This window comes from Streptomyces sp. CBMA291, assembly GCF_014596525.1.
Classification (GTDB): Bacteria; Actinomycetota; Actinomycetes; order Streptomycetales; family Streptomycetaceae; genus Streptomyces.
In genome coordinates, this window is the sequence record NZ_MSJP01000104.1 from 15,059 (window position 1) to 28,118 (window position 13,060).

The window sequence follows — 13,060 nt, forward strand, 5'->3', positions numbered from 1 at the left end:
GAACGGCTCCGCCCCGTCCCCTCTCCCCGTTCCGTCCCCCTTCTCCGCTCCCGCTCCCGCTCACGTTCGTACGGCGCGCGCCACTCCCCTTCGCGTGCGCCCGTTCCGCGGTTCAAGGAAGGCTCATGTCCACACAAGCCCGTACGTCCCCACCGGCACCTCTCCCCACTCCCCCCGCGAAGGTCGCGGTCATCGGCATCGGCTGCCGCTTCCCCGGCGGAGCCAACGACCACCGTTCCTACTGGCGCAATCTGATCGAGGGAAAGGACTGCATCACCCCCACCCCGCCCGACCGGTACGACGTGACCAGCCTGGGCAGCAAGGACAAGGCGAAACCGGGCCGGCTGGTGGGCAGACGCGGTGGCTACATCGACGGCTTCGACGAGTTCGATCCGGCGTTCTTCGGCATCAGCCCGCGCGAGGCGCACGCCATGGACCCGCAACAGCGCAAGCTGCTCGAAGTCGCCTGGGAGGCCCTTGAGGACGGCGGGCAGAAGCCGGCGGAGCTGGCCGGGCGGGACGTCGGCGTCTACGTCGGGGCGTTCACCCTGGACTACAAGATCCTGCAATTCTCCGACCTGCGGTTCGACACCCTGGAAGCCCACACGGCGACCGGGACGATGATGACGATGGTCTCGAACCGTCTCTCGCACTGCTTCGACTTCCGGGGGCCGAGCCTCTCCATCGACTCCGCGTGCAGCTCCTCCCTGGTGGCCGTGCACCTCGCCTGCGAGAGCCTGCGCCGCGGCGAGAGTTCCCTGGCCCTGGCCGGCGGCACGCTGCTGCACCTCACCCCGCAGTACACCATCGCCGAGACCAAGGGCGGCTTCCTCTCACCCGAGGGCCGCTCCCGCACCTTCGACGCAGGAGCCGACGGCTACGTCCGGGCCGAGGGCGTCGGCATCGTCGTCCTCAAGCTCCTCTCCGAGGCGCTGCGCGACGGCGACCCCGTCCACGCCGTGATCACCGAGACCGGGGTCAACCAGGACGGGCGCACCAACGGCATCACCGTCCCCAGCGCCGACGCCCAGACCGCGCTCATCGAGCAGGTCTGCGCCCGCGCCGGGATCACCCCGGGCCAGCTCCAGTACGTGGAGGCGCACGGCACCTCCACCCCGGTGGGCGACCCCATCGAGGCCAACGCCCTGGCGAGCGCCCTGGCCATCGGCCGCGCACCCGGCGCCCGGTGCTACGTCGGCTCCGTCAAGACGAACATCGGGCACACCGAGTCCGCCGCCGGGATCGCCGGTCTCATCAAGACCGCGCTCAGCCTCGAACACCGCCTCATCCCGCCCCACATCAACCTCGAAGAGGTCAACCCGGCGATCGACCTGGCCTCCGCGCCCTACGAGATCCCCGACCGGGTCACCCCCTGGCCCGCCCACGAGGGACCCGCGCGCGCCGGGGTCAACTCCTTCGGCTTCGGCGGCACCAACGCGCACGTCCTGCTCGAAGAGGCACCCGCCCGCCCCGCCGAGGACACCCCTGCGCCCGTCCCCGGGCAGCGGTCCGCCGCCGAAGGGCTCCCCTTCCGCGTGCTGCCGCTCAGCGCCCACGACGCCTCGGTGCTCCCGGACCTCGCCGAGGCCGTCCGCGCGGAGCTGGCCGCCCCCGGGCCGCACCCGGCCGCCGCGCCCGTCTCCCTGACGGACCTGGCCCACTCCTTCGCCCGCCGCCAGCACCACGACGCCCGGCTCTCCGTGGTGTACGAGGCCCGCGAGGACCTGGACGAGGCGCTCGCCGCGTACGCCAGGGGCGAGGAGCACCCCCGCGTCCTGCCCGGCGGCGCCCGCCCCGACCGGCATACCGCGCCCGTGTGGGTCTTCACCGGGATGGGCCCCCAGTGGTGGGCCATGGGCCGCGAGCTGTTCGCGTCCTCGCCCGTCTACCGCGAGGCCGTCGAGGCCGTCGACCGGGAGATCGCCGCCCAGGCGGGCTGGTCGCTGACCACCGAGATGAACGCCGGGGAGAACGCCTCCCGGATGGCGGAGACCTGGCTCGCCCAGCCCGCCAACTTCGCCGTGCAGGTGGGCCTTTCCGCCCTCTGGCACGCCCACGGGGTGCACCCCGCCGCGATCGTCGGCCACAGCACCGGCGAGATCGCCGCGTTCTACGAGGCCGGGGTCTACAGCCTGCGCGACGCGGTGCGGATCGTCCTGCACCGCAGCCGCCTCCAGCAGCGGCTCGCGGGCACCGGCACCATGCTGGCCGTCGGCCTGCCCGAGGACGAGGCCGTACGGCGCGCCGCCCCCTTCGGCGACCGGCTGTCCGTCGCCGCCGTGAACAGCCCCGGCGCCCTGACCCTCGCCGGGGAGCGGGACGCGCTCGCCGAGTACGCCGAAGCACTCCGCGCCGACGGGGTGTTCGCCAGGTTCCTGGACGTGGAAGTCCCGTACCACAGCGCCGTGATGGAGCAGATCAAGGACGAGCTGCTGACGGAGCTGGCCGGGATCGAGCCCCGGCCCGCGCGCCTTCCGCTCCACCTCACCGGCCGGGAGGGACGCGCCGAAGGACCCGAACTCGACGCGGAGTACTGGTGGAGCAACGTCCGTGACACCGTCCGCTTCCGCGCCGCCGTCGACGCCCTGATCGCCGAAGGGCACCGTACGTTCCTGGAGATCGGCCCCCATCCGGTGCTCGGCCACTCCGTCCGGGAGTGCGCCGCCGCCCACGAGGGCGACCCCGCGACCGTGACCACCCTGCCGTCCCTGCGCCGCGCCGAGGACGAGGCCCTGCGCTTCACCACCTCCCTGGCCGCGCTCCACGCCCTCGGCTGCGCCGTGGACTGGGAGGCGCTGCACCCGGCCGGACGGCGGGTCCCGCTGCCCCGGTACCCGTGGAAGCGGGACCGGTACTGGACCGAGCCCGCGCCCGTGGCCCAGGTCAGGCTCGGCCGGATCGACCACCCTCTCCTCGGCCGGCGCCTCGCCACGGCGGAGCCCGCCTGGGAGGTCACGCTCGACGTGGAGGCCACCCCCTACCTCGCCGACCACCGCATCCAGGGCAGGACGCTCTTTCCCGGCGCCGGGTACGTCGAGATGGCGTACCAGGCGTTCCGGGCGCTGACCGGGGGGACGGACGCGGAGCTGGGCGACATCGAGCTGCGCAAGGCGCTCTTCCTGCCGGACGACGCCCCCCGCTCCGTACAGGTGTCGCTCTCCGCGCACAGCTCCGCCTTCACGGTGGCGACCGAGGGGGACGAACCCGTCGTGCACGCCCTCGGCGTGGTGCGCGGCGGCGCCCCCGCGGCCCGTACCGCCCCGCTCGACGCGGCGGGCATCCGGTCGCGGGCCGACCGGCACCTCGACGCGACCGCCTGCTACGAGACGCTGAGCACCTTCGGATACGAGTACGGGCCCGCGTTCCAGGGCATCGCGGAGGTCTGGCGTACGCCCGGCGAGGCGCTGGCCCTGATCCGGCCGACGGTCGACGCCGAGAGCGCGGCGGCGCACCATCTGCACCCGGTGCTCCTCGACGCCTGCTTCCAGGCCCTCCTGGTGGCCGGGCTCCCCGACGGGGCGGACGGGAGCGGGATGCTGCTGCCGCTGACCATCGAGGCGGTGCGCACGGTCCCGGTCGGCGACCGGCCGCTGTGGGCGCACGCCACCGTCACCCGGCGCGCCGGTGACGAACTCGTCGGCGACATCGCCCTCTACGCGGAGGACGGTGAACCGCTCGGGTATGTGCGCGGTTTCCGGGCCGCCGACGTGGAGCAGGTCTCGGCGACGGTGGGGCTCTCCACCATCGACGGCTGGCTGGCCGAACTCACCTGGTCGCAAGCGCCGTTGGACGAGGTCACCGAAGCGGAACCGGCCGTGGCGGGGGGCGGCGGCTGGCTGCTCCTCGCGGACCGGCCCGGCGGGGTCGCGGACCGGCTGGCCGCGCTCGCGGAGGCGAACGGGGTGCGCTGCCACCTCGTACGGCCGGGTGACGGCTACGTCTTCGACCGGAACGGCCGGGACTCCCGGGTGACCCCGGGGAGCGCCGACGACCTGCGCGGGCTGCTGGCCGATCTGGCCTCGGCCACCCCGGGCCGTCCCGCGCCGGACGCCGTCGTCCATCTGTGGAACCTGGACCTGCCCGCCCTTGAGGACACCGGCAGGGGCCTTCTCGACACGCACGCCACCCTGGGCGCCTACTCGGTGATCGCCCTGGCCCAGGCCCTCCAGGACGACCCCCGCCAGTCGGCCGCGCCCGCCGCGCTGCACCTGGTCACCCGGGGAGCCCAGGCGGCCGTCCCCGGGGAGGCGGTGGCCCCGCTCGGCGCGCCCGCCTGGGGTATCGGCCGGGTCCTGCGCCATCACGAACTGACCGCCCATCGCGGCAAGTTGATCGATCTGGCACTGAGGCCGACCGGTCTCGAAGCGCAGACCGGCACCGAGGCCGAGGCCCGGACCGATGCCGACACCGAGGCCCAGGCCCTGTTCCGGGAGATCCTGGCCCCGCTCTCCCCTGAGCCGTCGCTCTCCGCCGAGCCGTCGTTCGACGAGGTGGCGCTGCGCGGCGGGCGTCGGCTCGTCAGTGGGCTCACCCGGCCCGAGGGCCTCACCCGGCCCTTCCCGCCCCGGCTCCGCGCGGACGGCGCCTACCTCGTCACCGGTGCGTTCGGCGCGCTGGGCAGGCTGTTGTGCCGCTACCTCGTCCAGCGGGGGGCCCGGCACCTCATCCTCGTCGGCCGTACGCCGCTCCCCGACCGCGCCACCTGGCGTTCCCTCGCCCCGGACTCCCCGGCGAGCGACGCGGTGGGCTTCGTCAAGGAGCTGGAGGCCCTGGGCGCGCACCCGGTGCACGCCGCCCTCGACGTCTCCGACGAGCGGGCGCTCACGGACTGGCTGGCCGAGTACCGCGACCGGGACGCGCCGCCCGTGCGGGGCGTCTTCCATCTCGCCGGGCACGTGCGCGACACCCCGGTGCGGGCCGTGGACCGCGCCGCCTTCGACTCCGTCTTCGACCCGAAGGCGGCGGGTGCCTGGCTCCTCCACCACCATCTGCGCGACGAACCGCTCGACCACTTCGTCCTCTTCGCCTCCGTGGCGTCGCTGCTGACGACCACGGGGCAGACGAACTACGCGGCGGGCAATGCCTTCCTTGACGCCCTGGCGCATCACCGCAGGTCGCAGGGGCTGCCCGCGCTGAGTCTCGACTGGGGCCCGTGGGCGACCGGCATGATCGAGGAGCTGAGCCTGGTCGAGCACTACCGTGCCGTCCGGGGCATGAGTTCCCTCTCGCCCTCGGCGGGCACGGCCGTACTGGAGCGGGTCCTCGGCCAGGACCGGGCCCAGCTTCTGATCGCCACCGTCGTCGACTGGCCGACGTTCCTCGCCTGGTACCCGTCGCCGCCCCCGCTCGTCAGGGAGCTGGCCGCCGAGGCGGCCAGGGCCGCGGCCTCGGCGGCGGGCGAGGGGTCCCGGGAGAGCGGCTATCTGGACCGGTTCCGCGCGGCGGCGGACGAGGAGGAGCGCACCGCACTGGTCTCCGATCTCCTGCTCGGCTGCGCCTCGGCCGTCCTGCGGATCGGCGCGGACCGGCTCGACCCGGACGCGGGGCTCGGCGCGCACGGCATCGACTCGCTCCTCGCCATGGAGCTGCGGGCCCGGCTCCAGGCGGCGACCGGGGTCGCGCTGCCGGTCGTGGCGCTGCTGAGCGGCGCTCCGCTGCGCGAGCTGACCGCGCAGCTCCGCGATGCCACGGCGGAGCTGGCCGCGCGGGCTTCGGGGCCCGACGCGGGGGCGGCGGTGGAGGTCCACGAGGACGCGTCCCGTCATCCGCTGACGCAGAACCAGAAGGCCCTGTGGTTCCTGAAGCAGCTCCACCCGGACGGGTACGCGTACAACATCGGCGGCGCGGTGGAGGTGCGCACCGAGATCGATCCCGCGCTGATGGCCGACGCCGTCCGCGCCCTGGTGGCCCGGCATCCGGTGCTGCGGGCCAACTTCACGATGGAGGACGGCCGGCCGCTCCAGGTCGTCTCGGAGGACGTCGAGCCGGACACGGCGGTCTTCGACGTCGAGGGCAAGGAGTGGGAGGAGATCCGCGAACTGATCGTCGAGGAGTACCGCAGGCCGTACGACCTGGCGCGGGACCGGCTGATGCGCTTCCGGCTCTTCCGGCGCGGTCCGGACCGGTGGGTGCTGATGAAGGCGGTCCACCACATCGTCTCCGACGCGATCTCCACCTTCACCTTCATCGAGGAACTGCTCGCCCTGTACGAGGGCATGCGCTCGGGCCGTCCCGTCGAACTGGCTCCCGTCCCGGGCCGTTACGTGGACTTCCTGAACCGGCAGAACCGGTTCCTTGCCTCGCCCGAGGCCGACCGCATGCTGGAGTACTGGCGGGGCGCCCTGCCCGCCGAGGTCCCGCCGCTCGCGCTGCCCACCGACGGGCCCCGGCCCCCCGTGCAGACCCACAACGGCGCCTCGGAGTTCTTCGTCCTCGACGAGGAGCTGTCCGCCCGGGTCCACGCCCTGGCCCGTGAGCACGACGTGACCGTCTTCATGGTGCTGCTCTGCGCCTACTACCTGCTGCTGCACCGGTACTCCGGTCAGGACGACCTCGTCGTCGGCAGTCCGGTGACCGGGCGCACCGACGAGGACTTGTCGTCGGTGTACGGCTACTTCGTCAATCCCCTGCCGCTGTACGCGAGTCTGGCCGGGGATCCGAGCGTGGCCGAGCTGCTCGCGCAGGTCCGCGGGACGGTGCTCGGGGGGATCGACCACCAGGAGTACCCCTTCGTCCTGCTGGTCGAGAAGCTGGGGCTCCAGCACGACCCGAGCCGGTCCGCCGTCTTCCAGGCGATGTTCATCCTGCTCGCCCACAAGGTCTCCTCGCAGCAGTACGGATACCACCTGGACTACATCGAACTCCCCGAGGAGGAGGGGCAGTTCGACCTCACGCTTTCGGCGTACGAGGACGAGGCCGAGCGCCGCTTCCACTGCGTCCTGAAGTACAACACCGACCTCTTCCGGCCCGAGACCGCCCAGCGGCTCGCCCGGCACTACCGCAACCTCCTGGACGCGCTGACCCGTGCGCCCGGCGGACTTCCGGTGGCGGGGCTCGGCATCCTCGGCGAGGACGAGCGCCGGGAGGCCCTGTGCGGTCCGGCCGCCCGGGGGCCCGTCCTCGCTCCGGAGCCGCCGGTGCACCATCTGTTCACGCGGGCGGCGGCCCGTACCCCCGAGGCGGTCGCGGTCACCGTACCCGCCCCGGCGGCGGGCGGCGCGGCCCGGCATATGACGTACGCGGAGCTGGAGCGGGCATCGGCCACGCTGGCCGGGCGGCTGAGGGCCCTGGGCGCGGACGGCGGTGTCGTCGCGGTGTGCCTGCCGAAGTCGCCGGAGCTGATCGTCGCGCTCCTCGCCGTGCTGCGCGCGGGGGCCGCCTATCTGCCCCTCGATCCCGACCATCCCGAGGAGCGGCTCTCCTTCATGGCGGTCAACGCTTCGGCGCGGCTCGTCCTGACCGATGCGGCGGGTGCCGGGCGGCTCGACGTGCCCGGCGCGAAGGTCCTCACCGACCTCCTCGCGCAGGACGCCGCCGCCCCCGCGGGGGACGCGGCGGTGGGGACCGGGACGCCCGCGTATGTGATCCACACCTCCGGTTCGACGGGCCGCCCCAAGGCCGTCCAGGTGTCCCACGGCGCCCTCGCGGCCCTGTGCGCCGCCTGGCGGGAGGAGTACGGACTCGAAGAGTCCCCCGGCGTGCACCTCCAGATGGCCGGAGTGTCGTTCGACGTCTTCACCGGCGATCTGGTGCGCGCCCTGACCACGGGCGGCCGACTGGTGCTCGCCGACCGGGAGTTGCTTCTCGATCCGGCCCGGCTGCACGGGGTGATGGCCGCCGAGGGCGTCGACCATGCCGAGTTCGTCCCCGCCGTGGCCCGCGCCCTGATGGCGTACTGCGAGGAGAGCGGCCACCGGCTGGACTTCATGCGGCTGACGATCGTCGGCTCGGACGCGTGGAAGGTGGCCGAGTACGACCGTCTTCGCGGGCTCTGCGGCCCCGGCACCCGGGTCGTCAACTCCTACGGGCTGACCGAGGCCACCGTCGACAGCGCCTGCTTCGACGGCCCCACCACCGACCTGGACCCGAACGGCACGGTCCCCATCGGCACCCCGCTGCCCAACTGCGCCCTGCACGTCCTGGACGCACATCTGCGGCCCGTGCCCACCGGGGTCACCGGAGAGCTGTGGGCCGGTGGCGCCGGGCTCGCCCTCGGATACGCCGGCGACCCGGAGCAGACCGCCCGCCGCTTCGTCACCCTCACCCTGGACCCGGGACCGGACGCCGTACCCGAGCGGCTCTACCGCACCGGGGACCTGGCGCGCAGGGACGCTCGGGGCCGTCTCCATCTGCTGGGCCGGGCGGACGCGCAGATCAAGCTGCGCGGTCATCGCATCGAGCCCGGGGAGATCGAGTCGCTGCTCACCGCGCTCCCCGAGGTCGCCGAGGCCTATGCCCTGGTCAGGACCGATCCCGTCGGCGAGCCCGCCCTCTGCGCCTATGTGGTGCGGACCGCCGGGGCCGAGCCGGATCCCCGGGCGCTGCGCCGCCATCTCGCGGCCCATCTGCCCACGTACCTCATCCCGGCCTTTCTGGAGACGGTGGACGCCCTGCCGCTGACGCCGAACGGCAAGGTGGACCCGAAGGCGCTTCCCGCGCCCCGCGCCCAGTCGGCGCAGGAGGACCACGAGCCTCCCGTCACGCTCTACGAGGAGCGGGTGGCGGCGCACTGGAAGACGGTGATCGGTCTCGACCGGGTCGGTTTGCAGAGCGACTTCTTCGAGTGCGGCGGCAGCTCCATCACCCTGATCGAGCTGATCCACCGGCTCCAGAAGGAGTTCGGCATCGCCATCCCCGTCGGGCTGCTGTTCAAGGTGACCACCCTGCACGGCATGGCTCGTACCGTCGAGGACATCGTCACCGGCCGGGTCTCCGGCAGCCTCTCGCACCTCTCCTTCAACACGGGTGAGGGGCCCGTCCTCTTCTGCTTCCCGCCGGCCGGCGGCCACGGTCTGGTCTACCGGCACTTCGCCGCGCATCTCGGGGCGCACGAGCTGATCGCCTTCAACCACGTCGACGGGGACAAGAGCCTCCGTTACGCCGACCTGGTGGAGTCGCTACAGCCCGAGGGGCCCTGTTCCCTCCTGGGGTACTCGCTGGGTGGCAACCTCGCCTTCGAGGTCGCCAAGCGCCTTGAGGAGCGGGGCCGGGAGGTGGCCCATGTGGTGATCATGGACTCGTACCGCATCGAGGAGGAGTACGGCATCCCCACCGAGCACACCGAGGCCTTCGAGCACGAACTGCGGGACCATCTGCGCCGTCACACCCAGTCCGAGACCGTCACCGTCCAGACCCTCGAACAGGCCAGGGACTATCTGGCGTACTGCGGACGCACCCCGAACCACGGCACGGTCGCCGCACGGGTCACCGTGATCGCCGACGAGGCGAAGGCGCAGTACTACGCGGCCGGTCAGCGCGGCAGCTGGCACACGGCCTCCACCGGGAGGAGCCGGGTGGTCCGGGGCGCGGGGCTGCACGCGGAGATGCTCGACGAGAAACCGGCCGGGCGGAACGCGGCCCTGGTGCTCGCCGCGCTCGGCGGTCTCGCCGATCCGGCCGGGTCCACCGGGTCCCCGGCCGGAGACCGTACGGCCTGCCCGGCGGACGGTGGCGAGGGTGGGGCGTCCGATGGTGCGTGAGGACAGGCCCGTATGGGCGGATCGGGGCCCGTGGCCGTCCGGCGGGCGGGCCCCGGGCGAGGCGCCCCGGGTGATCGTGATCGGTGCGGGCATCGGCGGTCTCTCCACCGGCTGCTACGCGCAGATGAGCGGCGCGGAGACGCGGATCTTCGAGCGCCACGTCCTGCCCGGCGGCTGCTGCACGGCGTGGTCGCGCCAGGACTACGTCTTCGACTACTGCATCGAGTGGCTGACCGGCACCGGGCGGAACAACGACGCCAGCCGGGTCTGGCGGGAACTCGGCGCGCTCGACGGCAAGACGATCGCCAACTTCGAGATGTTCAACACCGTCACCGACGAGACCGGCCGCTCGGTCACCTTCTACAACGACCCCGACCGGCTCGAAGCGCATCTCCTGGAGCTCTCGCCCGGTGACGCCCGGCCGATCCGGGCGTTCTGCCGGGACCTGCGCCGCTTCACCCGGGTCAACCTCTATCCGTTCCTGACCCCCCCGCCGCTCCAGTCCACGAGCGAGAAGCTGGCCACCCTGCGGGCCGTGCTGCCCTCGTTCGCGCTGTTCTGGCGCACCGCGGTGACCCGGATGGAGAGCTTCTGCGAGCGGTTCGAGGACCCGCTGCTGCGCCGGGCGTTCCCGTTCATCTTCTTCCAGGACCACGAGGTCTTCCCGCTGCTGCCGTATCTGTTCAACATGGCGAGCGCGTACCACCTCAACGCCGGTTTCCCGCAGGGCGGTTCGCTGGGGCTCGCCCGCTCGGTGGAGGAGCGCTACACGGGGCTCGGCGGGCGGATCGACTACCGGTCGCGGGTGGAGCGGATCCTGGTGGAGAACGACCGGGCGGTCGGCGTCGAACTGCGGGGCGGCGAGCGGCACTTCGCCGATCATGTCGTCTCGGCCTGCGACGGTGTCACCACCCTCGAAGGGCTGCTCGGCGGCCGGTACACGAGCCCGAAGATCGACAAGCTCTTCGGCGAGATGATGGGCCGCGACGACGCGCTCTACCCGGGCGTGGTGTCGGTCTTCGTCGGGGTCGACGGGGAGCTGGATCCTTCGGCCCGGCACAGCACCACGTATCTGCTCTCCGACGAGGACAGCGCGGCGCTGCCCGGCGTCCTACAGAACAGCATGGTCGTGCAGATGCGGTCGCGCTACTCCGACGGCTTCGCCCCGCCCGGCAAGTCCGTCGTGCACTGCACCTACTTCAGCGACTACGAGCCCTGGAAGCGGCTGCGGACCACGGACCGCAAGGCGTACTGGGCCCGCAAGCAGAAGGCGGCCGACTTCGTACGGGAGTTCCTGGAGCGGCACCACCCGGGAATCAGCAACGCGATCGAGGTCGTGGACGTGGCCTCCCCGACGACCACCGAGCGGTACACGGGCGTGCGGGGCGGCAGCATCCTCGGCTGGAAGTCCTTCACCCCGGCGGACGACGTGATCACCGGGCTGATCAACAAGGACCGGATGCGGCTGCCCGGTCTCGACGGCTTCTCCATGGCCGGCCAGTGGTTCGGCGGCGGCAGCCTGATCCGCGCCGCCGCGAGCGGCCGGTTCGTCACCCAGTACCTCTGCAAGGAGCTGGGCCTGGACTTCCGCGCCTGGGAGAGCGGCGGAACGGTCCCCTGGCATCCGGACCGGCTCGGCCGGCTGCCCCAGCTTGAGACCCGCAGGGTGAGGTGACGTTCGGATGACCGCGACGACACGCGGAAAAAGCATGATCATCATCGGTGGAGGGCTCGGCGGCCTGTCCACCGGCGCGTACGGCCAGATGAACGGCTACCGCACCCGGGTCTTCGAGATGCACGAGATCCCGGGCGGCTGCTGCACGGGCTGGGGGCGCGGCGACTACACGTTCGACGCCTGCATCAGCTGGCTCCTCGGCAACGGTCCGGGCAACGAGATGCATCAGATCTGGCTCGAACTCGGGGCGCTCCAGGGCAAGGAGATGCGTCACTTCGACGTCTTCAACACCGTGCGCGGCAGGGACGGGCGCACCGTCTACTTCTACTGCGACCCCGACCGGCTCGAAAGCCATCTCCTGTCGCTGTCCCCGCCGGACGCCCGCGCCATCCGGGGCTTCTGCGCGGGGCTGCGCAAGTTCATCGCCTGTCTGCCCTCGTATCCGTTCCTCAAGCCGGTGGGGTTGATGAGCCGGCGGGAGCGGTGGCGGATGCTGGCCGGTTTCCTGCCGTACTTCAATCTGTTCCGCACCTCGATGTCGGTGCTGATGACGGAGTACTCGGCCCGGTTCAAGGACCCGCTCCTGAAGGACGCCTTCAACTACATCCTGTACGAGCGGCATCCGAACTTCCCCGTGCTGCCGTTCTACTTCCAGATGGCGGCGCAGGCACACCGGTCGGCGGGGGTTCCCGAGGGCGGCTCGCTGGGGCTCGCGCGCTCCATCGAGCAGCGCTATCTGCGGCTCGGCGGCGAGGTCACGTACAACGCGCTGGTCGAGGAGATCCTCGTCAAGGACGACCGGGCGGTGGGGGTGCGCCTCTCCAACGGCGAGGAGCACTACGCGGACATCATCGTCTCCGCCTGCGACGGGCCGACCACGCTGTTCGATCTGCTCGACGGGCGGTATCTGGAGGGCGAGTACGCCACCCTGTACCGGGAGACGCTGCACCGGCCGGGGATGGTCTTCCCCGGCTACGCGAGCGTCTTCCTCGGTCTGCGCCGGTCGTTCCCGGAGGCCGACCCCACCACGACGCACCTCCTCGACGAGGCGACCGCCTCCCGGCTGACCGGCATCCGGCACCCCAGCCTCAACGTGCAGTTCCGCAGCCGTTTCTATCCCGAGCTGTCGCCGCAGGACACCAGCGTCGTCTACGCCACGTACTTCTCCGACACCGCCCCGTGGCGCGAGCTGGCCGAGGGACCCGAGCGTCTCAGCCGCCCGCGCCGGGGGACGGAGCTGCACACCCTCCCGGTCCGGCGCGGCAAGGCGTACACCCTGGCGAAGCGGCGGACCAGGGACGCCGTCGTCGACTACCTGGACGGGCTGTATCCGGGCCTGAAGGACTCCGTCGCCGTCCGCGACACGTGCACTCCGCTCACCCAGATCCGCTACACCAACAGTTTCGAGGGCACGTTCCTCGGCTGGCAGCCCTTCGTCGAGAGCGGGGAGGCGATGGAGGAGCTGGTCAAGAAGAACGGGCCCGTCCTGCCCGGTCTGGGCAATTTCTACCTCTCGGGCGTGTGGGCCACCACGGGCGGTCTCATCCGCGCGGCGGCGGCCGGACGTCAGGTCATGCAGTTCATCTGCCGGGACGACGGAATCGACTTCACCGCTTCCGTCGACACCAGCGCTCCCCTCCCGACCCATGTCGACATCGCCGTCGGCCCGCACCGCTGAGAAAGGCGC

General features: G+C 72.3%; 3 protein-coding genes. All 3 read left to right on the forward strand.

Annotation, left to right across the window (positions count from 1 at the left end; all coding sequences use genetic code 11):
- Positions 1-125: 125 nt before the first annotated feature.
- Genes BU197_RS24860 through BU197_RS24870 form a run of 3 tightly spaced genes read left to right on the forward strand, consistent with a single transcriptional unit; the run spans position 126 to position 13,051 of the window.
- The gene (locus BU197_RS24860) at positions 126-9,698 is read left to right on the forward strand and encodes a hybrid non-ribosomal peptide synthetase/type I polyketide synthase (protein WP_188270544.1); all 9,573 of its coding nucleotides are present in this window, start codon (positions 126-128) and stop codon (positions 9,696-9,698) included.
- Entirely contained in the window at positions 9,688-11,373 is a 1,686-nt protein-coding gene (locus BU197_RS24865) for a phytoene desaturase family protein (protein WP_188270545.1), read from the forward strand. The genes BU197_RS24860 and BU197_RS24865 overlap by 11 nt, the downstream gene beginning before the upstream one ends.
- Positions 11,374-11,407: 34 nt before the next feature.
- A complete protein-coding gene (locus BU197_RS24870; RefSeq protein ID WP_188270546.1) occupies positions 11,408-13,051 on the forward strand; it encodes a phytoene desaturase family protein in 1,644 nt (547 codons plus the stop codon).
- Positions 13,052-13,060: the final 9 nt, after the last annotated feature.